Source organism: Corallococcus sp. AB032C (genome assembly GCF_003668935.1).
Classification (GTDB): Bacteria; Myxococcota; Myxococcia; order Myxococcales; family Myxococcaceae; genus Corallococcus; species Corallococcus exiguus.
Map to the genome: position 1 here is coordinate 18,024 of NZ_RAWP01000037.1, position 20,594 is coordinate 38,617.

At 70.8% G+C, this 20,594-nt stretch carries 15 protein-coding genes; 8 read left to right on the forward strand and 7 right to left on the reverse strand.

The window, feature by feature from the left end:
- Positions 1–22 precede the first annotated feature (22 nt).
- The gene (locus D7X99_RS18225) at positions 23–739 is read left to right on the forward strand and encodes a class I SAM-dependent methyltransferase (RefSeq protein ID WP_121778882.1); all 717 of its coding nucleotides are present in this window, start codon (positions 23–25) and stop codon (positions 737–739) included.
- 7 nt (positions 740–746) lie between these two features.
- On the opposite strand, the gene D7X99_RS18230 is transcribed toward D7X99_RS18225, so the two are convergent.
- Positions 747–1,268 (reverse strand): GreA/GreB family elongation factor, encoded by a 522-nt coding sequence (locus D7X99_RS18230; protein ID WP_121778883.1) that lies wholly within the window; start codon positions 1,266–1,268, stop codon positions 747–749.
- A 127-nt stretch (positions 1,269–1,395) separates the two neighbouring features.
- Between D7X99_RS18230 and D7X99_RS18235 the strand changes: the two genes are divergently transcribed.
- On the forward strand, positions 1,396–1,731 hold the full coding sequence (locus D7X99_RS18235) for a PilZ domain-containing protein (RefSeq protein WP_139919482.1): 336 nt from the start codon (positions 1,396–1,398) through the stop codon (positions 1,729–1,731).
- Positions 1,732–1,741: 10 nt separating this feature from the next.
- Here D7X99_RS18235 and D7X99_RS18240 read toward each other — a convergent pair whose 3' ends face one another.
- The 5 genes from D7X99_RS18240 to D7X99_RS18260 all read right to left on the reverse strand — a co-directional run bounded on the left by D7X99_RS18240 (position 1,742) and on the right by D7X99_RS18260 (position 9,477).
- On the reverse strand, positions 1,742–2,221 hold the full coding sequence (locus D7X99_RS18240; protein WP_121751974.1) for a hypothetical protein: 480 nt from the start codon (positions 2,219–2,221) through the stop codon (positions 1,742–1,744).
- Between the two features lie 746 nt (positions 2,222–2,967).
- On the reverse strand, positions 2,968–5,853 hold the full coding sequence (locus D7X99_RS18245; RefSeq protein WP_121778885.1) for a DUF4105 domain-containing protein: 2,886 nt from the start codon (positions 5,851–5,853) through the stop codon (positions 2,968–2,970).
- On the reverse strand, positions 5,850–6,776 hold the full coding sequence (locus D7X99_RS43735; protein WP_233613495.1) for a hypothetical protein: 927 nt from the start codon (positions 6,774–6,776) through the stop codon (positions 5,850–5,852). The genes D7X99_RS18245 and D7X99_RS43735 overlap by 4 nt, the downstream gene beginning before the upstream one ends.
- A gap of 159 nt (positions 6,777–6,935) precedes the next feature.
- Positions 6,936–8,297, reverse strand: a complete 1,362-nt coding sequence (locus D7X99_RS18255) for a D-arabinono-1,4-lactone oxidase (protein WP_121778886.1) — start codon at positions 8,295–8,297, stop codon at positions 6,936–6,938.
- A gap of 4 nt (positions 8,298–8,301) precedes the next feature.
- Positions 8,302–9,477, reverse strand: coding sequence for an amino acid deaminase/aldolase (locus D7X99_RS18260; RefSeq protein ID WP_120574825.1), 1,176 nt, complete (start codon positions 9,475–9,477; stop codon positions 8,302–8,304).
- Between the two features lie 374 nt (positions 9,478–9,851).
- On the opposite strand from D7X99_RS18260, the gene D7X99_RS18265 reads away from it, so the two are divergent.
- Both D7X99_RS18265 and D7X99_RS18270 read left to right on the forward strand, forming a co-directional pair.
- On the forward strand, positions 9,852–10,979 hold the full coding sequence (locus D7X99_RS18265; RefSeq protein WP_120574824.1) for a LuxR family transcriptional regulator: 1,128 nt from the start codon (positions 9,852–9,854) through the stop codon (positions 10,977–10,979).
- A gap of 42 nt (positions 10,980–11,021) precedes the next feature.
- On the forward strand, positions 11,022–12,170 hold the full coding sequence (locus D7X99_RS18270) for a metallophosphoesterase (RefSeq protein ID WP_121778887.1): 1,149 nt from the start codon (positions 11,022–11,024) through the stop codon (positions 12,168–12,170).
- Between the two features lie 152 nt (positions 12,171–12,322).
- On the opposite strand, the gene D7X99_RS18275 is transcribed toward D7X99_RS18270, so the two are convergent.
- A complete protein-coding gene (locus D7X99_RS18275; RefSeq protein WP_121778888.1) occupies positions 12,323–13,702 on the reverse strand; it encodes a thioredoxin family protein in 1,380 nt (459 codons plus the stop codon).
- Between the two features lie 111 nt (positions 13,703–13,813).
- Here D7X99_RS18275 and D7X99_RS18280 point away from each other — a divergent pair, with 111 nt between their 5' ends.
- From D7X99_RS18280 to traB, 4 genes are all read left to right on the forward strand, one after another.
- On the forward strand, positions 13,814–15,559 hold the full coding sequence (locus D7X99_RS18280) for a GTPase (RefSeq protein WP_121778919.1): 1,746 nt from the start codon (positions 13,814–13,816) through the stop codon (positions 15,557–15,559).
- A gap of 87 nt (positions 15,560–15,646) precedes the next feature.
- On the forward strand, positions 15,647–16,711 hold the full coding sequence (locus tag D7X99_RS18285; protein ID WP_233613497.1) for a hypothetical protein: 1,065 nt from the start codon (positions 15,647–15,649) through the stop codon (positions 16,709–16,711).
- A gap of 141 nt (positions 16,712–16,852) precedes the next feature.
- The gene (gene traA / locus D7X99_RS18290; RefSeq protein WP_233613499.1) at positions 16,853–18,958 is read left to right on the forward strand and encodes an outer membrane exchange protein TraA; all 2,106 of its coding nucleotides are present in this window, start codon (positions 16,853–16,855) and stop codon (positions 18,956–18,958) included.
- Complete coding sequence (gene traB, locus D7X99_RS18295) at positions 18,955–20,583, forward strand: outer membrane exchange protein TraB (protein ID WP_121778890.1); 1,629 nt, start codon at positions 18,955–18,957, stop codon at positions 20,581–20,583. Before traA ends, traB begins: the two co-directional genes overlap by 4 nt.
- Positions 20,584–20,594: the final 11 nt, after the last annotated feature.

Here is a 20,594-nt window from a genome sequence, read left to right on the forward strand (position 1 = left end):
GGATGTGGGTACACCTCGTCCCATGTTCCACCGCGACGGCCCCACCTTCCGCGAGCTTGCACGGCAGGCCCTCACCTCCGTCGAGCAGGGCTACAACCTGCTCGCGCCCAAGTTCGAGCACACGCCGTTCCGCACGCCGGATCCAGTGCTCAAGGCCGCGCTCGCGCACGTGGGCCCCGAAGGCAGCGTGGGCAGTGCATTGGACGTGTGCTGCGGCACCGGCGCCGCGATGCGCGTGCTGCGCCCGCTGTGCCGTGAGCGCGTCGTCGGGTTCGACCTGAGCCAGGGCATGCTGGATGAAGCGCGGCGCAGGCTCGCGGATGCACCGGGCAGCGCGGCGCTCGACTTCGTCCGGGGCGATGCGCTGGCGCTGCCCTTCGACGCGGCGTTCGACCTCATCACCAGCTTCGGCGCCTTCGGGCACATCCTGGAGGAGGACGAGCCGCGCCTCGTCGAAGGCATCACGCGAGCGCTGAAGCCCGGCGGCCGCTTCGTCTTCGTCACCGCTCGGCCGCCGTCCGCGCTCAACCCCGGCTACTGGGTGGCCAAGGGCTTCAACGCCGCCATGCGCGTGCGCAACGCGCTCTGGAAGCCGCCGTTCGTCATGTACTACCTGACGTTCCTCGTGCCCCGCGCCCGCACGCTGCTGGAGGCGGCGGGCTTCGACGTGGAGGTGCGCGAGGGCGACATGCCGGAGCCCTTCGGCCGGCTCGTCACCGTCATCGCCACGAAACGCTGAAGAGGCCTTACGGCGCGGCCGCGGCGCCTTCGGACTCCGCGTACTCCACCGCGAGGACTTCGTACTCCACCGTGCCGCGCGGACGCTCCACCTGCACGGCCTCACCGGCCTCCTTGCCCAGGAGCGCGCGCGCCAGCGGAGACTCCACGCTCAGCCGCCCCGCCTTCACGTCCGCTTCATCCGGGCCGACGATGCGATAGCGCATGCGCGCGCCGTCCTCGTCCTCCAGCACCACCCACGCACCGAAGAAGACGCGGCCCGCCTGCGATGGATCCGGCTCCACCACCCGCACGTCCTCCAGGATGGCGGTGAGCTCGCGCGCCCGTCGCTCCCGCTCGCGCTTGCGCACTCCTGCTTCCAGTTCCGGCCAGTCCTGAGGAGCGGGGCCCTGCAACTCCAGCAGCTCCTCCTGGAGCGCGCGGTAGCCCTCCGGCGTGATGTAGCGCTGCTCCGCCGACGTCGACCGTGGACGCGCGGGGATGAGCCCCTCGTCGCCGCCCCCGTCTTCCTTGGTGAATGCCTTCGACATGGCCCGCTCCCTCCTCCCAAGAGATTTCTCAACGAATCCCGGGCTTTGCACGCCGGGTCCGCCTGCCCGCCCGCTTTCTATTGGCGCAATTTTACTACTGAGACGGAATCCGCAAGAATTGGAGGGCATGCACCTCCCCCGAGCCGTGCCTCGCTTCGAGCATCGCCTGGCCGTCCGTCTGCGCGGCATGCTGCCGCTCTACACGCGGGATGTGTCGGAGAGCGGCTTCTGCGCGGAGATGCTCCAGCCGATGAAGGCGGGCGATCTCGTCGAAGGCGCGTTGCTGCTGGGGGACGAGGAGGTCCCCTTCCAGGCCCAGGTGATGTGGTCCCGCCGTTCCGCCGGGGAGCGCACGCGGGGACGCTGCGGCGTGCGCTTCGTCACCATCGGCGAGGACTTCCAGCGGCGGCTGGGTGCGTTCAGGCGCTTGCAGGGCAGGCGCCTGATTCGCTGGTTCACCTGACGAACCGGACCTACTTCGCCGTTTCGGAGGCAGCCGGGGCCGCGGTCTCGGACGGAGCGCCGGGCGTCGCGGGCGTGGTGGACGGCTCCACTGCGGACTCAGCCGGGGGAGCGATGGGGGCGCCTTCGGGAGCCGGGGCCTGACCGGAGGGCACCACCTGGAGCTTGTAGTGGGCCACGCCCTTGGGCAGCACGACCTCCACCAGGGGGTTCTCCTTCACCAGTCCCGGGTCGAGCTGGAGGGAGAACTCGCCGTTCTCGTCGGTGGTCGCGTTGATGTGGTTGCGGTACTCGCCACCGAGAATCTTGGCGCCCTTCACCGGCTGGCCCGTCGCGGCGTCCGTCACGCGCAGCACCACGAGCTGGCCCGCCTGGAGCTCGGTGGCGCCGTTCGCCTGGATGACTTCGTTGTAGCGCGGGCGCAGCGCGCAGGCGGACAGCAGCGCGGAGGAGAGGACGGCGATGGTCAGCAGGTTGCGGCGAAGGCTCATGGAATCCATCCAGGCTGGGAAGCGGTACGGCGGAGGCGCGGCAGCATAGCCGCCAGCCACCGGACGCCAAGTCTCCGGTGCGTTACAGCCCCCGTGTGCGGCATCCGCCCCCACGCCGGGTCGGGAAATTCCCGGCGGGCAGGCACGGCATGCGCCTTCCTCCCCGAGGACCGGTGGAGCCGTCAGCCCTTCCACCCGCCCGCTTCCAGCACCATCTCCCAAGGTGTCCGGGCACGTTCTTCCCCCGCCCGCACGGAGGACAAGCTCCATGGATGAGACCTATACGGAGGAATCCGGACGCGTCGCGCGTCCGGAGCGCCGTTTTGAGATGGAGAACGGGCGGGCCGAGTACTCGCCCTTTCCGCCCGACACGCGCGTGGAGGAGAGCCGCGTCGTCTGGAAGCACAACCGGTTCGACGTGAGCGTGCTGACGATGGTGCTCATCAGCGCCGTCACGTTCTTCATTCCGTTGTTCAACGGCCTGCTGGCCGGCACGTTCGGCGGCTTCCACGCGGGACGCCCCCGCCGGGCATTGGCCGCCGCGCTCGTCGCTTCGGTGGTGGTGCCCGCCGCGTTCTTCGTGGCCTTCAACGTCTTCAGCGTGGGCTCCGTGCGCGTCTTCTACGGCCTGGGCTGGTGGAACTGGACGATGCTGCACGTCATCGGCCTGTTCATCGGGGCGCTCTGCGGCGCCTCCAGCCGTCCGGTGTGGACCGGTGAGGTCCCCATCTTCCGCTCGCAGTACGTCAGCGGACCTCCACTCCTAGCGCAAGGCGATGTCGCGCCAGCCCTTCCGGAAGGCTCGCGAGACTTCTCCCGGGACCTGCCCACGACGCGAGTGTCCCCTCCCAGTGGACCTGTGCGCGGGGAGTGAGCAGCACGCTCCACCGGGAGATGCGCCCCAGGTACCACTCCACCTGGAGCGTCGCGTCCGCCTCGTGCACGAAGCCCGGCGTGATGCCCGTGCGCCACGACGGCACGTACGTGGCCTCCAGGCGCAGGGCGCTGTTGCCTGGACCGGGCAGGCCCACGCGATGGGCCAATGACAGACGAGGCCCCACCGTGGGGACCGTCTCCCTGGGGCTCCAGGCCATCGTGGCCTGGGCGCCCAACCCCACCGCGAGGAAGGTGTCGAAGCGCTCCGAGGCCGCCACCACGCCCAGCGCCTCCGCCTCCACCGTCGCGCGGTAGGGCAGCGGACGGTCGATGTCCGTGGACATCTTCGCTTCCGCGCCCCAGCCCAATGAGTCGGAGAACGACCGTTGCTGCTGGGGCAGTTCGGGCAGCAGCGTGCGGTAACCCACCAGCGTCAGCCGCGAGCCGAGGATGCGCGGTACGCCCCAGCGCGGCTCCACCGACAGCTCTCCGTCCAGCACGCGCAGCTCGCTGCTGGACTGGAAGCCGTGCAGGCGCGCGTCGCCCAGGGCCTCGTTCATCGCGGAGGTGCGCAGGCTCACCACCGGCCGCGCGGCGCCCACCTCCGGGAAGTCCACGCCGCCGCTCACCACCGTGCGGGCCGCGCCAGATTCGCGCAGCGCGCCCCGGGCCCAGGTGGTCTCGAGCTCCACCTTCTGTTCGTGGTCCTTCGCGAGGAAGGCCCGCGGATCCACGTCCGCGAGCGGCCCGTCGTTGAGCTCGCCCTGCGCCTCGGTGGCCGCTGCGAAGGCGGCTTCGGTGTGCTCCGCGCGAACCAGGGCCTTGAGTTCGTCGGGCGTGGGCGGGCGCTTGATGGCCGTGTCCAGGGCCTGCTGGAGCAGGGCCGTGCGGTCGAGCACCGCGAGCTTGCGCTGCATGTCGTCCTCGCGCTCGAAGAGGAGTTGCCGGTCCTTGACGCCCTGGGCGGCGCCGCCCTGCCCTTTCAGCTCGAGGGCGACGAAGCGCTCACGTTCGATGGCGAGCTTCTCCCCTTCGGCCTGGTCCACCGCCGCGCGCTCCACCCGCACCGCGTGCGCCACGTAGGCGTGCAGGGCATCGCGGGCTTCGGCGCGCGCGGATGGAGGAGCGGCGTCGAGCGCTGTCGTCACTGCGTGAGGCAGCAGCTCGTAGGCCTGCCTGCGCACGTCGGGCTCAGGGGACTGGAGGCGGCGGTGCACGTGGTGCAACGGCGCGAGCGCGGGGGACGGAAGCAGGGAGGCCAGCTTCGTGAGCAGCCGCTCCTCTTCCACGAGCGCGCGCCGGGCGCGGTCTCCCGTGGATTCGAGGGCGTCCGGGACGTGCTCCAGCAGCGGCACCGTGAGTCCCTTCGCGTCCACGACGTTCGTCTTCGCCAGCGTGTCCAGCGTGGCCGTGGGCAGGACCCACAGCGTGCCGGGGGCGCTCACGTGACGGCCGTTCTCCAGCGAGCCATTGAGGAGGAAGAGCAGCGCGGCGGCGCAGTTGTCGGTGAAGAAGTAGTAGCCCAGGTAGCCGCGACGCTCGAGTTCCCAGATGCGCTCCAGCATGCGCTGGGACTCGCCGGGCGTGAGGTTCAGCCGGAAGCGTCGGATGGTGCGCTGCTCCAGCTCCAGCGACTCGTGGGTGATGTCGCCGAGGGTGCCCGTGAGGAAGACGGTGCTGTAGCCGCCCGTCATGCCCTTCATCAGGTAGCCCAGGCCCTTCTCCTCCATTCCGGTGAGGGCCACGAGCTGCACGACGCGCTCGAAGCCGGGGCCCTGCACCGTGGCGCCTTCGCGCCAGACCGGGCGCAGGAGCAGGTGGCCGAAGAGGGATTGGGGCTGGCGGCCCGTGGCCGCGACGAGCAGGACCTCCAGATGGGAGAGCGCATCCGCTTCCGCCCACGTGTCGAAGGCCGGGCAGTCTCCTCGCGTGGGCAGCGTGCCCAGGCGCGCCTCCGAGATGAACTCCGACAGGGCGCGCGTCTTGGACAGCTCCTGACAGCGCACCTGATCATCCTCGGGCAATGCGTCCGGACGCAGGGACTCCACGGGGACGAACAGCTCCTCCGCGAACGTGACGAGGTCCAGCGAGGCGCTGACCTGGCCCCGGGCTCGGCTGAAGGCTCCCGCGTAGGTGATGCTCGCGGACTCCTTCCACGTGAGCGGGCGCTCGAAGGGGAGCAGCCATCCGTCCAGCCTGCGCCACTGGGGACGCTTGCTCCAACCGCGCGCGTCGTCCCAGCGCTGCATCACGGCGTGCACCACGGCGCGGCGGCGCCACACGTGTTCGGCCTCCGTGTCGGTGAGGCGTGACAGGCGCAGCGTGGCGCGGCGCTCCTCGGAAGGGGCGTAGCGGTAGAGGTGGAACTGCTCGCGCTGCTCCGACCAGTCCGGACGGGCCTTCGTACCGTCACCCAGGCCCAGCGGCGCGGGCTCCGGATGCAGCACGAACTCCAACTTGCCTCCGGGGGGACGGCGCATCGCGGGAGGGAGGGCGGCGAGCCCCGCCTCCACGTCCGAGACCAGCGAGGCATCCCGAGCCGCCGCACCGCGCAGGAGGATGCCCGACGTGGCCTCCAGTGCCGCGACCCGTTCGGCCAGGACGACTTCCGGAGACAGCCCCTTCAAGAACGCCGGCACCGCGAGGTGGCCCAGGGGTTCCTCGGCCGGTGTGTCCTGTAACTGCTCATGAGCCTGCGCGCTCACGGTCAACAGCAGCACCGTGAGCAACCCCATCCAGGCTGTGCGAGGCCTCACTGGAGGGCCTCGGCCGCTTGGGTCGCACCCTCCTGTTCCTGGAGGAAGGCCTGACGGTCCTCTTCGAGCCGGGGTTCGGTGCGCGCCAGCTGGCCCACGCGTTCCAGCCAGGCGCGGGCGCGCTCGGGCGTCAGAGTCTTCGCGTCCGCCATCATCAGCAGCTCCTTGCGGTGCGTGCGCAGCAGCTTGCCGAAGACATCCAGGTTCTCACGGCGGATGCGCGCCGCCTGCGCCAGGTCCTCCACCGTCGGGCCCGCGCCCAACGCCAGGTCCTCTCGCAGCTGGTGCGTGCGAGCCCGCAGGTACACCTGGGCCGCGTGCCCCACCTCCTTCGGTGAGGGGCGCTTGCCCTTGCGCCGCTCCGCGCGCGCGTACGACTGCCAGATGATGATGCCCAGGCCCATCACCGTCAGCGCCACGGTGGCCGTCGACAGGAGCTGGTTCTCGCGGCCGTTGCTGCTCTCGCTGCGCGTGCGCGAATCGTCGCCCTGGTCCACCTGGTTCGATTCGCTGGTGCCCGCGTTGCTGTTCTCGCTGGAACCGGAGTGGCTGGAGCCCCCTTCTCTCGAGCTGTGGTCGCTGGAACCCGAGGAGTCACCCGAGTCCGACTTGCTCGAATCCCCATGGCTGGAGTTGCCCGAGTCGGAGTCGCTGGACTCGCCCGAGCCCGACTCGCTGGAGCCCTCGTCGCTGGAGCCATTGGAACCCGACTGGCTGGAGTCCCCCTGGCTGGAGTTGCCCGAGTCGGACTTGCTGGACTCGCCCTGGCTGGAGTCGCCCTGGCTGGAAGCGCCTGACTCCGACGAGTTGCCCGAGTCCGATACCTCCGCGGCCCTCAAGCCCACGGCGGGCGTGCGACAACCCACGGCGAGCATCAGCATCGACGCCGTCACCGCGCGCTTCCATGAAGACTTCGTCCGCATCCATCCCCCTCGAAAAGGCGCCACCGGGCCTGGCGCCAGCCAGTGCCCTAGCCAACCGCATGCCGGGCGCTGGATTGTGCATTATCGAGAGGTTGCTGGATCGTCTGACGCGATACGGCGCGAAAATCAGCCTCCACGGTGCGTCACGCGCTTCGCGCCTTACGCGAGCCTCGCGCTTCCGATTTCACCCCGGGTCCGGTGGGAACCCTCCTCCAGGAAGAGACGTTTCAGATAGGGATTGAGGAAGCGTCCCTCCGGGTCCAGTTGCTCGCGCACGCGCTGGAAGTCATCCCAGCGGGGATACAGGTGTTTCAGTGTCTCCGCCGTCTGGGTGTGCAGCTTGCCCCAGTGAGGCCGGCCGCCGTGGTTGCGGAAGATGGCCTCCGCGCCGGAGAAGTAGGGCTCCAGCGGCATGCCCCGGTATTGATGCACCGCGATGAACGCGCGGTCCCCGCCGTGCGCAGGGCTGAGGAACACGTCGTCGCCGCGCACGAAGCGGTACTCCACCGGGAAGTGCACGGGCAGCTGCTCGCGCGTGATGTATTCGGACAGCTCGCGCAGGCAGTCAGGCCCTCGCTCCACCGGCACGGCGTATTCCATCTCCTGGAAGCGCACGAGCCGCGGCGTGGCGAACAGCGTGTGGCTCTGCCCCGCCAGCACGCCTTCCGATGCCAGCTTCGCCGACAGCCGGCTCACCGGCGCGCACCACGCCGGCCGCATCCGGCACGCACGGCTCACCGCGCCGAAGACCGCGTTCTCCATCACCATCTCGCTGAACCAGCGCCCCATGCCCACCCCGTGCGGGGTCTCGTCCGTGAGGTCCATCGCCTTCGTCATCACGCGGTCGGAGTGCGGGAACCAGAAGAACTCGTAGTGCCGGTGGCGCGCACGCGCTTCATCCAATCCCGCCAGGCACTCCTCCAGCCCCAGGTTCCGCCGCGTCAGCCGCAGCCGGTACTCCGGCAGCAAGCGCAGCCGCACCCGCGTCACCACGCCCAGCGCGCCCAGGGACACCCGCGCGGCCTGGAGCAACTCCGGCGACGTGTCCTCCGAGCACGTCACCTCGTCCCCGCTCGCCGTGACGAGCGTCATCTCCGCCGCCTGTGTGGAGAGGATGCCCAGTCCCACGCCCGTGCCGTGCGTGCCCGTGCTCAGCGCGCCGCCCAGCGACTGCTTGTTGATGTCGCCCAGGTTCTCCATCGCGAGCCGGTGCGACGCGAGCAGCGTCCCCAGTTCGCGCAGGCTCGTGCCCGCCCACACCACGGCCTCGCGCGTGCGATCGTCCACGGACACCAGGCCCCGCAGCGCTTCGAGCGACACCATCGTCTCGTCCGTCGCGCACAGGGGCGGGAACGAATGGCCACTGCCCACCACGCGCACGGTGCGCGATTGGGCGCTGGCGTCGCGGAGCGCGGCCTTCAGTGCGTCCACGGAGTCCGGCTGGAGGAAACCGGAGGGATGGGCCACCACCCCGCCGGACCAGTTGCGCCACGTCTTCGTCTTCGCCGCTTCGGTCGTCATGCCGTCACCCCCATTCGCCCCGGTAGGTCGGGACCTCTTCCACGACGCGGCCGCCGGAGATGAGCAGCAGCGTGCGGAAGTGCTCACACACCTCACCCGCCTTCGCGTGCCGGAAGAACACCGGCGCGCCCAGGGGCAGCGGCACCGGCCCCGCGTACGCGATGGGCGTCTGTACCTCGCCCGCACCCTCCAGCGGGAGGAGCTTCGCGCCCTCGGGAAGGTAGGGCACGGGCAGCTTGTCCACGCCCGCCGAGCCGGAGGCCACGAAGCCTCCCCCCTGCAGCGTGAAGAGGCCCGGGCCGGGACGCCGCGTGACGGGGATGGCGAACGCCACCGCGGGCTGATGGTGGAAGCCGCGATAGCCGTCGAAGAGCGCGGGCGAGTACAGGCCGCTGCCCGCGGTGAGCTCCGTGACGCTCGCGTCCTCGCGCGTGGACTCCAGGCTGCCGGTGCCACCGCCGTTCACGAAGCGCGGCGCGAAACCTGCTTCCTTCAGCGCGGCCACCACCGCCTGCCTGCGCGAGTGCACGCGGCCCACCGAGCCCCGCTTGAGCGCGCGGATGACCACGTTCTTCGGCCCCGCGTGCGGCGCGGCGTCCGGCACACCCGCGAGCTGCGCCTCGTAGCCCATGACGCCCGCGAGGAACACGGCGTCCCCTTCCGCCGCGATGCTCCGGGCCACCACCAGCGCGTCCTCCGGCGAGCGCACCGGCGAGCGGTGCACCCCGAAGCGCAGGCCCGGCAGGTCCACGGACAGGTCCACGTCCAGGCACAGCGGCGCTCGGGTCCCATGCCGGCGGGCCGCACGGGCGGCGAGCGCCACGTGTTCCACCGAGTCCACCATCAGCGTCACGGGCGCTGGCGGCCGGCACAGCTCCGCCAGGGCCTCGGCATCCACGACGGGGTAGCCCATGAGCAGGTCGGTAAAGCCGCGCTCACGCAGGTGCACGGCCTCGTCGGCGCTGAAGCACATGAGGCCCTGGAAGCCGGGATGCCCGTCGAGCACGCGCCGCAGCAGCGCGACGCACCGCACCGACTTCGTGGCCACCCGCACCGGCAACCCGCCCGCGCGCCGCACCAGCGCCGCCGCGTTTTCGTTCAGCAGGTCCAGGTCCGCGAAGGCCAGGGGCAGCCTCCGTCCCTCCAGCGCCTGGGCGTAGTAGGCGTAATCACGCGGCATGTCAGTGCCTCCGGGCGCGGACATCATCGCCGCGCCCCCTCGGGTCCGGAGCATGATGGCACCGGGCGCGTGGGGTGGTGGACAGGCAGGGAGAGGAGCCGGAAAAGGGGCAGCGCGCCGGACATCCCTGGGGGAACGCCCGGCGCGCGCACACGCGGATACTTCGACTCCTAGGTCGGCCCACCCCCCCGGAAGGGCACGTGACGCCATGGTGCCGTCAGCCGAAAGTCATTTCTATTGAGGAAATCACGCGAGTCCCAAACGACTCGGGGGGCAGGAAATCACTTCCGACCTGGACAGGCGGAAGAAGCACTGATTCCACTCCCGACCTCACAAGTCTTCCAATTGTCCCCAACGGCTATAGTAAGAAAATCGTGATTGATTTGATTTCCGAGGACCAACGTCTCTTGCAGGAGTTGGAGGGCCTGCTGGAGGGATTGGAGCCCGGCTCCGAGGCCCTGCCGACGGTCCTCGCCGCGCTCCGAAGCGCCCTGCGCGCGGAGCGGACGGCGGCCTACGGCGTGGACGTGGGCCCAGACCGCTATCACACGGCGTTCGTTCACGGCGTCGGCTTCCCGCAGCCGCCCTCCATCCTCTCCGAGGCCTTCGACGCGTCGCTGCCGCCGGCGGGGAGCCGCTTCGGCTACTTCGATCCCGCGCGTCCGCCGCTGGCCCAGCGCAACCGGGCGATGCGCTTCTCGCCCCTGGGAATCTCGGAGACGCTGCGGGCCCTGCCCATCACCGGCGAGGGAGAAGGCCCTCTGTGGGAGCGGCTGGGATTGAGCGAGGCGGAGTGGGAGCACGCGCGGACGCAGCTGGCCGGGTATGCCTTCAATCTCTACCGGCAATTGGGATTGGAGCAGTTCGCGCAACTGCGGGTGCTGGTGTGTGAAGGCGACATGATGCTGGGTTGGGTGGGCGCCTTCCGGGCCGAGCCCTTCACGGAGCGGGAGCAGCGGCTGTTGCAGGCGCTGACGCCCGCCATCCAGCGGCGGATGGCCATGGACCGGCGGCTGCGCGAGGCGGGCCTCTTGGGGCCGGCCCTGGGCGCGGCGCTGGAGGTGCTGGGGCGGCCCGCATGGGTCGTCACGTTCAGCGGCCGGGTGATGCACGCGAACAAGGCGGGGCAGGCGCGGTGGGAGCAGGACTCGCAGGCGCTGGCGACGCAGGTGCGCGAGTGTCTGCGGAGCCCCCCGGGCGCGGGGCCGCTGTTCTCCTCCGGGCCGCTGCGCACGCAGGGGCTGCCGGACCACTACCTGGTGCTGGACCCCGGACCGCCGATGGATCCGACCTCGCGCCTGCCGGTGCTGACCCAGCGCTGGGGGCTCACCGCGCGCGAGGCGCAGGTGCTGGAGCACGTGGTGCAAGGGGAGACGAACAAGGCCATCGCCCTGCACCTGGGCTGCGCCGAGCGCACGGTGGAGGTGCACGTCACGCACCTCTTGAACAAGGCACAGGTGGAGAGCCGCTCCGCGCTCATCTCGCGCTTCTTCCAGTCCTGAGGGGCCGGTGGGCACTGCCCGGCGCATGACTAGGATGGAGGGATGGACGACGTGCTCTTGAGGAAGGCGCTGGCCCGCGCCGACGCGGCGGTGGCGAAGGGGCCACACGCGCTGGCGGCGGATGGCCAGCGCCGCACGCTGCATGTTGCGATGGGGGACCCGCAGGCGGACTTCGACCGGGTGCTGTCCATCCTGGCGCTGCACGGGCTGCTGGACGAAGAGGGAGGACTGCGGCCGCACGTGTGCCTGGTGTCCGTGGGCGACCACTTCGATTGGGGTCCCGCGGCGGACCGGGAGCGCGTGGCCCGGAGCGCGCTCCGGCTGGTGGCGTGGCTCGCGTCCCATCCGGCGGACCAGGCGGTGATGCTCCTGGGCAACCACGACCTGGGACGCGTGGGAGAGTTGGCGGACTTCACCGATGCGACGTTCCGCGCCGCGCAGGTGGAGGCGGACCGGGTCTACGCGGGGGACGACACCGACGCGGCGGCGGAGCGAGCCTTCCTCCAGCGCTGGCCTGGATTGCCTACGGCGGAGCTGGCGGCGCGCGACTTCAGCACCTGGACCGAGGAGCAGCGCGCGTGGGTGGAGCACCTGCTGCGCGCACGGCGCTTCCGCGTGGCGCATGCGGCCGGGGATTCGCTGTTGGTGCTGCACGCGGGTGTCACGCGCGAGGACCTGGGAATCGTGGGGCTCGAACCCGAGCGGTGGGCGGAGGCGCGCGCGGTGGCGGATGCGCTCAACGGCGTGATGGACCGGGCGGTGGCCGAGTGGAAGGGCGGGCCGCTCGTGCTGCCGGGGCTGCACCATCCGGGCAACGCGAAGGATGGCGAGGGCGTGGGCATCTTCTACCAGCGGCCCAGCCTGGCCGCGGAGGATTCGGAGCGCGTGCGGGGAACGCCCCGGCGCAGGTTCGATCCCCGGCGGCTGCCGCTCGGGCTGACTCAGGTCGTGGGCCACACGCGGGACAAGCGGGTGCGGGAGCTGGTCTCACCCGGTCCCGTGCGAGATGGAGTGCTGCGCCACCTGGTGACGGACGGGACGCGTGTGGACTACGCGCACGGCCCGCCGCCAGTGACGGGCGCGGGTGAGGCGGTGATGGTGTTCACCGACGGCGCCATGCGCGAGGGCCGCGCGGAGGACTTCGAGCTGTTCGACCTGGACGCGCGTCGCGCGGTGCCGCTGGCTCCGTGATGGGCCCGCACACCACGTTCACGGCTCGCGCGTGGGGAGGCTGAACAGCGTGAGCGTGCGCCGCATTCACGCACGTGCGGATCAGCACTGTTCGACGTGGCCATCCTTCGCGCATGCCACGTGCGGCGCATGCGCGAAGGCTCGTGCATCTGTTACGGCGCAGCGCCAGGCACGGCGGCCGGCGACTTGAGACCGGCGAGCTTCTTCTCCAGCGACTCCACCTGACGCGGGGACACCTGCGCGGCGGGCAGCGTCTTCGCGAACGTCAGCGCCTCCTCCAGCGTCTTCACCGCGCCCGCGGTGTCCTTGCGCGCGACCTGGATGTCCGCGCGGCCGGAGAGCACGGACAGCCGCCGCGCTCCCTGCACTCGCGCCAGCGCCCGGTCGTTCGCGGCGAGCGCGTCGTCCAGCCGGCCCGACAGGCGATACAGCGTCGCGAGCCGCGCGGGCGGGTTGTAGTCCTGGGGCAGGTCCTTCTCGCTCTGCTCCAGCGCGGGGATGGCCCGCTGCGGCTGCTCCAGCGTCATCGCCGCGAGCATGCGGTGCGAGTCGAACACGCTGCGCGCCTCGGGGTTCGGCGCCTTCGCGGCCTCGCCCTCCAGGAACGTCAGCCACTCCTGGGCCACCTGCTTCGCGCCCGCCGTGTCCTTGTCCTGCTTGCGCGCCTCCACCAGCACTTCGTACAGGCCGGAGCGGTCATCCGCCTCCATGTCGATGGCCGGCGGCGCGAGCACCTCACGCGCCTTCGCCTCCAGCGCGTGCCGCAGGTCCGCCGCCTCGGGCGTGCCTTCCGGGATGGCCAGCGCGCAGCCGAGGCCATTGAGGACGCCGTTGGCCAGGCTGAGCGAGCGCGGCACCCTCGGCAGCTCCACGACCGCCTTCCGCGCGCAGGGCTCGTACTGCTTCGCTCCGTACTGCGCCATCAGCAGCGACTCCAGCGCGCGGCCCCGGCGGGACCAGTCGGCGGGCGCCTCCGCGAGCGCGAGCGACAGGGCCTCGGCGGCCTCCGCGGGCTTGCGCTCTCCGTAGAGGGCATCACCGCGAGCGAGCAGCGCCTCCGCGCCGGTGGCACCGCCCTGGTAGGCGCGCTCGCCGTCCTCGAAGAGGCGCTCCAGCTGCGGCACCGTCGCGCTGCCGGCGAAGCGCAGCAGGGCCTTCTCCTCGCGCGGGTCGATGATGAAGAAGGTGGGCCAGAACTCCACCGGGTACTTCTCCTGGAACGTCGCGTTCTGGGTCAGGTCGGTGTTGAGCTCCAGCCACACGAAGCGGTCCGCGTGCTTCGCCAGCGCCTTGTCCGTGAAGACATACGCGCGCATGGAGCGGCACGTGTGGCACCACGGCGCCCAGGTGTCGACGAACAGGGGCACGCCCTTCGCCTTCGCGTCCGCGAGCGCGCGGGCGTAGTCGTCCGGGATGAAGGGCAGCGGGCCTTCGGCATGGGCCTCGGCGGACGCGGACGCGGGTGCATTGGCGTTCGTGGCCGTGCAGGCGATGGACCCCGACAGGAGCAGGCAGGCGAGGAGGGAGCGCATGCGGCGCACCCTATCGCGCCTCTCCAGGGGTGTCCCCGGTGGACAGAGTGCGCACACCGGGCTGGGCACCACGCTGCGTGCGTGCTGTCCTACGCGTGGCCCCTTATGCCCATGAAGGACCCTCGCGCCCTGCGCACCGCCCTCGCGTCCGCCCTGGACGCCCTACCCGCCTCCGAGCGCTTCCCCGACAGCGGTGACGCCGACGTGGCCCGCCGCCTGGCTGAACGCCTGCGCCGCGACCTGCTGCCCCGCCTGGGCTCCGGCGCCGATGATGCGCCGCTGCTCCTCGTGGCCATCGCCGGCCCCAACAACGTCGGGAAGTCCACCCTCTTCAACGCGCTGGCGAAGGCGTCCCTGTCCCCCGCGCGTCCCGAAGGCGGGCTCACCAAGCAGTGCCTGGCCGCGGCGAATCCAGAGACGTGGACGGGCGCGCTGAAGGACGTGCTCACCCAGCGCTACGACATCATCCCGGTGGCCGACGGCACCGTGGCGCCCGTCGACGAGCCCGGGCCTGCCGGCCGGCTGTACCTGGTGCTGTCGGATGCGGTACCGCGCGGACTGCTGGTGATGGACACGCCGGACTTCGACAGCGTGTACCGAGACAACCGCGAGCGGGCCGAGGCGCTGCTCGTCACGGTGGACGTGCTGGTGTTCGTGGTGAGCCGGCAGACGTACCAGAACGCGGCGCTGGTGGACTTCCTGCGCGCGGCGGTGGGCCACGGCAAGCCGTACCTGCTCGTCTACAACGAAGCCACGCGCGAGGAGGTGGCGCGCGGACACCTGGACAAGCTGGCCCAGGACGTGGGCCACCCGCCCATCGCGCGATACATGGCGCCGCACCAACCGGATGTGGAGGCGGGGCTGAAGCCGCTGTCCACGGAGGCGCTGGACGGACGACCGCCGCTCGCCGCGCTGCTGGGACAGGCGGAACATGCGCGCGAGTTGAAGGCACGGGCGCTGGAGGCTTCGCTGTCGGATGCGCGCTCGGAGCTGGACGCGGTGGCGCGAGCGGCGACCCGCGCGGCCCGTGAGCCGGAGCGGCTGCGGCAACGGCTGCGGCACGACCTGCAAGGCATTGGGGCGCAGGCGGCGTTGAAGGCCGTGCCCGCGGACGTGCTCGTGGATGCATTCCGCGACGAATTGGATGCGCGCAGCACCTTCCACCGGTTCGTGCGCCTGCCGTTCCGCGGGCTGGCCACGGCACTCTCGTTCGTGAGCCGCAAGGTGCGTGAGTCCTTCACCGGGCCGCAGCCGAATGAGGCGCTGCCCACGCAGGCGGTGGATGACTCTCTGAAGGACGGGCTGCGCAGGCTGGTGGACGCCTTCGCGCCGGAAGTGGCCGCGTGGCGCGGGGACGCGGAGACGCGCGAGCAGTTGGCGCAGTCCTTCGGGCCCGCGATGCTCGGCCGGTTGGATGCGCCGCTGGACCTGGGCGCGCTGCACGCGCACGCGGCGGACCGGGCGACGCTGTATGACTTCTGCCGCCAGCTGGTGGGCAGCGAGCTGCAGGGCGGCATGCGCGAGGAGCTGCTCCAAGCGCTCACCACGCTGGTGTACTCGGTGCCGTCCGGGGCTGCGGCGGTGGTGACGGTGGCCACCGGCGGCCTGGGCCATGACGCGGTGGTGTGGGCAGGGACGCTCCTGTCCACGCCGCTGCTGGAGCGCTTCGTGGACCTGCTGGGCGCCCAGGTGCGCGCGACGGTGACGCGCAAGTGGGCGGACGCGCACGGGGCCACGCTGGCGCAAGCCATGGAGAAGCGCTTCTTCGCGGAGCTGTTGTCCCACCTGGACGCCCAGGCGGAAGGCTGGCTGCGCACCGCCTCCACCCTGGAGACGGCACGGCGAGCGGCGGAGTAGGCGGCCGGTTCCTGACAGGGCCCCGCCTCCGCGATGGCGGCGAGACTTCGTGCCTCATCGTCACCGATGCGTCATGCTGGGTCCGCCATGACCGGTCCGGACCCGGAGGCGGGTTCTCCTCTCATCCTGTCGTTCCGTCACCTGCTGACCGAGTCCGTCAGTGCGTTCCTCGACGAGGCGGACATGACGTGTCCGCAGACGGCGGACGCGGTCAGCGAGCTGCTGGTGACACTGTCGCGCTACCGCGAGGAGGGCGCGCTGCTGTTCCCCACCGCGTTCCTGGGTGACGACCTGGGCACGATGATGGAGATGTTGGGCGGGCACGACCCGATTCCCCTGGGCTCGGGGCCGCGCAGCCGCGCCACCATCCAGCGTGCGCTCAAGCAGTGCGCGCCGCTGGGACAGGGGCGCTGGTGGGCGCTGTACCTGGTGCGCGAGCCGGCGGGACTCACCTACGGCATCTTCCGGACGGATCCGTTCCCCCTGGCGGAGACGCCGCTGGAGCGCCTGCGGCACGCGCCGGACCGGGGCGCACGGGTGGTGGGCGTGTTGCAGCTCGCGGACAACATCATCGAGCTGCGCGGTGGCGGCGGGCTGTGCCGGCACGTGTACCTGTCCGGCGCGCGCGTCGACCTGGAGCCACCCTCCGTGGTGCTGGACTCGCTGGCGAGCGCGGTGACCGAGCAGGTCCTGCCCTCCAGCCGCGAGTACGCGCGGGGCTTCTTCCGGAGGGTGCTGTTCGAGGTGATGCAGTCCTCGCACGGCACGCTGGTGGCGGTGCTGCCCCGCGAGCGCGCGGGTTCGGCGCTGTTCGTGGACGGCATCCTGTTGCCCCGGCCCATGGACGTGGTGTCGCTGTTGGACCGGCACCACGCGACCCAGGACGACAGCGCGGCGTCAGCGGTGCGGGCGGCCGCGCAGCTCTTGCGCGGCATGATGGCCACCGACGGCATCACCGTGCTGCGCGCGGACGGGTGCATCCTCGGGTACAACGTCTTCGTGCGTCACCCGGAGACCCTGGCGCGGCAGCCGGGCTTCTTCGGTGGAGCCCGGCGGCGGACGTTCGAGGTGCTGTGCGCGGCCCTGGGGAACGAACTCGCCGCGGCGTTCATCCGCTCTCAGGACGGGGACGTCGCGTGCCGTCGCGTGTGACGGTTTCCTGTTTTGCAAGCTGTCCGGATTGATTGCGGCCCTGAGGGACAGAGGACCCTGGAGGTCGCATTCGGGCACTGGGACTCGGGACGTGGGCGGAAGGTTGAGAACGTCAACTTAATCTGTAAGGCTGCGCGCGCTTTGCGCACAGCTCCCCTCCCGCTCCGCGCGTACGCCGCGCTGTCCCTGCTCGCCGTGTGCCTCGCGAGCGCGCCTGCCGTGGCACAGAAGCTGCCGGCTGTCGTGGTGACGGGGGCACCCGCGGCGCCCTCTCCGGTCAACGATGTCGGCACGGGGCTCTGCATGGCGTCCAGCGTGTGGACGCGCACCGCGAACGAGTTTCCGCAGAGCCAGTCGCTCTACACGGAAAGCCTGAACGCATACATGGAGGAGAACAGCGGGGCGCGCATGACATCCGTGCTGCGCTCCGCGTTCGACCTGTCGAACAACCTGAATGACGGTCGCATCCTGAGCTTCGGCGACTTCATCAACGTGGTCTCGGGCTGTTCTCAGGGTGGTTGCCCCTTCCACTACAACGATTCAAGCACGCGCTTCGTCTCACGCTTTCGCGGCTACTTGAATGTCACTCCGGCCATGGTCGGACGCGTCCTGCACTTCGGCTTCTACGCCGATGACGCCATCAGCTTTGTCCTGTTCGACAAGGCCAGCAGGCGCTACGACGTCATCATCCGGCCACCGGAAATCGGGGCTCCGACACGGCGCACCACCAACTCCGTCACCTTCACCCAGGCAGGGCTCTATGCCCTGGAGCTGCTCTACGTGCAGATCGTGGAGCACGCTGCATTGGAGTTCTCTGTTCTGGACGGAGCGTTCACGGACTTCGATCGACCCGCAGGCCAGGCCCCGGTCGTCCCGCTCAACTCTTCCGGCTTCTCTCTGGTCGAGCCTGCCCAGTTCTACCAGACCGAGACCGGCCGCCCGTCGTTCCCGGACAACCTGGACCAGTGCGTCCAGTGCAACCGCCAGTTCGCGAACCAGCCCGGCAATGGCAGTTGTGGTTCGTCCTACTACTGCAACTCCGCTGCGCTCTGCGCGCCCTGTGACACGAACCTCCTTTGCGGAAGCACGTGCACGCCGTGCGGACCAACCGCGCCCATCTGCGCCGAGGTCAACGGCCAGTTCACCTGCGTCGCTTGCACCCAGAACAGTGACTGCGCCACGGGCCGCTGCGACACCACCACCAACGTGTGCACCGGTTGCGTCCGCGATTCCGACTGCGGCTCCGGCCAGGTCTGCGACGAGCCGAACTTCACCTGCGTCCAGTGCACCTCCGACGCGGAGTGCCCCGGCAGCCAGGTCTGCAACCTCACCGCGAGCACCTGCGTCGAGTGCAACAAAGACACCCAATGCGACCGCGGTGAGAGCTGCTCCAACAACGTCTGCACGCCCTGCAACACCAACGACGCCTGCGCCGGCAACTCCTGCAACTGCTGCCCCAATGGCACCCAGTGCGCCGCGCCCACTCCCGGCGCCCCGCCCTCCTGCGTCGAGTGCACCACCGACAGCCAGTGCTCCAACGGCCAGCGCTGCGACACCCTGAACGGCGCCTGCGTCGACAGCGTCGCCGAGTGCAACACCTCCGACCGCTGCGGCCCCGGCTGCTCCAAGTGCCCCGGTGAGCGCCCCTACTGTCTCGACGGCGAGGTCTGCGTCCAGTGCCGCAACGACCTGGAATGCGGCGACGGCCAGACCTGCGTCAGCGGTGAATGCAGCTCCTGCACCACCGACAAGCGCTGCGGCCCGCGCTGCGACTCGTGCGGCGAGGGCGCTCCGTTCTGCCTCTCCGACGGCACCGCGCAGAACAGCGTGTGCGTGGGCTGCGTCAACGACACCGACTGCGGCAGCGGCAAGTGCGACCCCACCACCCGCACCTGCACCAACACCGGCGCCTGCGCCGTGACGTGCGAGCAGGGGCGCGTGTGCGACGGCTCCACGTGCGTCGAGTGCTTCGCCGATGCCCACTGCCCCTGCGGCGGCACCTGCGACCTCACCTCCAACACCTGCCTCGAAACCTGCGCCGACAGCGGCGACTGCCTGGGCGTCGAGTTCTGCTCCGCCGAAACCCAGCAGTGCGAACGCGGCCGCCGCAAACCCGGCACCGAACCCCAGGGCGGCGCCTTCTGCTGCGGCACCACCGCCGAGGACACCCCCACCGGCAGCACCGCCATGCTGGTCACCCTCGCCCTGGGCTTCCTCTTCCTGCGCTCCACCCGCCGCGTCCGATGAAGCCCTCCCGCACGCCGCTCCTCCCGCTGCTGCTGGCCCTCGCGCTGTCCACCGCCGCCCACGCCGCGCCGGATCCGCGCTTCAACATCCAGGTCTTCCGCCCATCCGGCGCGCCGCAGGACCTGGTGATGGTCACCCAGTCCCGGCCCCTGTCCCACCTGTCCGTCGCCGCCGGGCCCTACTTCAGCTACTCCCTCAACCCGCTCTCCCTCGTCCCCAAGGACGGTGACCTGGGCTCCATCAGCCTCGTGGGCAACCGGCTCCAGCTGGACGTCATGGCCACCGTCGGCCTCTTCGACTGGTTCGAGGTCGGCGTGGACATGCCGCTCGTGCTCCTCCAGGGCGGCCAGAACCTGGAGGTCATCGGCACCGAGGGGCCCGTGGAGAGCTTCGCCCTGGGCGACCTCCGCCTCATGGGCAAGGTGGCCATCCCCGGCTTCCGCCGCTCCGCGGAGGGCCACGGCTGGGGCGCGTCACTCACGCTCAACGTCAGCTTCCCCACCGGCGTGCAGGAGGCCTTCGCGGGCGACGGCGAGCTCACCTGGGCACCAGGCCTGGTGCTCGACTACCGCTTCGAGTCCGGCATCCTCCTCGCCTTCAACGGCGGCTTCTGGAAGCGGCCGGACGTCATCTTCAGCGGCACGCAGCTGGGCGACATGGCGCCGTTCGGCCTGGGCACGGAGGTGCCCCTGCTGCGCGGCAGCGGCATCACCGCGCTCGCCATGGTGAACGGCGCGTTCGGCCTCAAGAAGGCTCCGGGCCAGGAGCGGCAGATTCCCGCGGAGCTGCTCATCGGCCTGCGCTGGTACAGCTCGCTGGGCGTCACCTTCACCTTCGGCGGTGGCCTGGGCTGCGGCTGCTCGCTGGCGTCGCCGAACCTGAGCTTCTTCACGTCCATCATCTGGGTGCCCGCCAAGACGCGCGAGTGGGAGGCCATCGAGCGCTTCAAGGAGCCGCCCGAGCCGCCCCCGCCGCCCGTGGACCCTGACAACGACGGCGTCATCGGTGAGCGCGACCGCTGCCCCAACCTCGCGGGCCCGGTGGAGAACAGCGGCTGCCCGGACACCGACGCGGACTCCGACGGCGTGGTGGACCGCATCGACAAGTGCCCGGACGTCCCGCAGGGCAAGCGCGGCCGCGACGGCTGTCCGCTCGCGCGCACGTCGGGGAACAAGATCGTCATCCTGGAGCAGGTGAACTTCGCCACCGACCAGGACGTCATCCTCTCCGAGTCCTACCCGGTGCTGGAGGAGGTCGCGCGGGTGATGGAGGAGAACCCGAAGATGGACCGCATCCTCATCGAGGGTCACACCGACTCGCGCGCCAGCGACCAGTACAACCTGGAGCTGTCCAAGCGCCGCGCCGCCAGCGTGAAGCGCTTCCTCATCGAGACCGGCGTCGCCGCGGAGCGCGTGTGCTCGCAGGGCTACGGGCGCAGCATGCCCCTGGCCGACAACGCCACGGAGGAGGGCATGGCCCTCAACCGCCGCGTCGAGTTCACCATCCAGCCGCCTGCCGACGGTCCCCGCCCGCCCTGCCCGGACGACGCGGAGGCCGCGTCCAAGAAGAAGGGCGGCAAGCGCCCCGCGCCGAAGTCCCCGGCGCCGACCAAGAAGCAGCCGTAGCGGCCGTCGCC

Excerpts from the sequence above, each read along its gene's own strand:
- D7X99_RS18260 (WP_120574825.1), bottom strand. The coding sequence starts at position 9,477 with ATGCCGCGTGATTACGCCTACTACGCCCAGGCGCTGGAGGGACGGAGG.
- traB (WP_121778890.1), top strand. The coding sequence starts at position 18,955 with ATGAAGCCCTCCCGCACGCCGCTCCTCCCGCTGCTGCTGGCCCTCGCG.
- D7X99_RS18225 (WP_121778882.1), top strand. The coding sequence starts at position 23 with ATGTTCCACCGCGACGGCCCCACCTTCCGCGAGCTTGCACGGCAGGCC.
- D7X99_RS18275 (WP_121778888.1), bottom strand. The coding sequence starts at position 13,702 with ATGCGCTCCCTCCTCGCCTGCCTGCTCCTGTCGGGGTCCATCGCCTGC.
- D7X99_RS18230 (WP_121778883.1), bottom strand. The coding sequence starts at position 1,268 with ATGTCGAAGGCATTCACCAAGGAAGACGGGGGCGGCGACGAGGGGCTC.
- D7X99_RS18270 (WP_121778887.1), top strand. The coding sequence starts at position 11,022 with ATGGACGACGTGCTCTTGAGGAAGGCGCTGGCCCGCGCCGACGCGGCG.
- D7X99_RS18255 (WP_121778886.1), bottom strand. The coding sequence starts at position 8,297 with ATGACGACCGAAGCGGCGAAGACGAAGACGTGGCGCAACTGGTCCGGC.
- D7X99_RS18235 (WP_139919482.1), top strand. The coding sequence starts at position 1,396 with ATGCACCTCCCCCGAGCCGTGCCTCGCTTCGAGCATCGCCTGGCCGTC.
- D7X99_RS18285 (WP_233613497.1), top strand. The coding sequence starts at position 15,647 with ATGACCGGTCCGGACCCGGAGGCGGGTTCTCCTCTCATCCTGTCGTTC.
- D7X99_RS43735 (WP_233613495.1), bottom strand. The coding sequence starts at position 6,776 with ATGCGGACGAAGTCTTCATGGAAGCGCGCGGTGACGGCGTCGATGCTG.
- D7X99_RS18280 (WP_121778919.1), top strand. The coding sequence starts at position 13,814 with ATGAAGGACCCTCGCGCCCTGCGCACCGCCCTCGCGTCCGCCCTGGAC.
- D7X99_RS18240 (WP_121751974.1), bottom strand. The coding sequence starts at position 2,221 with ATGAGCCTTCGCCGCAACCTGCTGACCATCGCCGTCCTCTCCTCCGCG.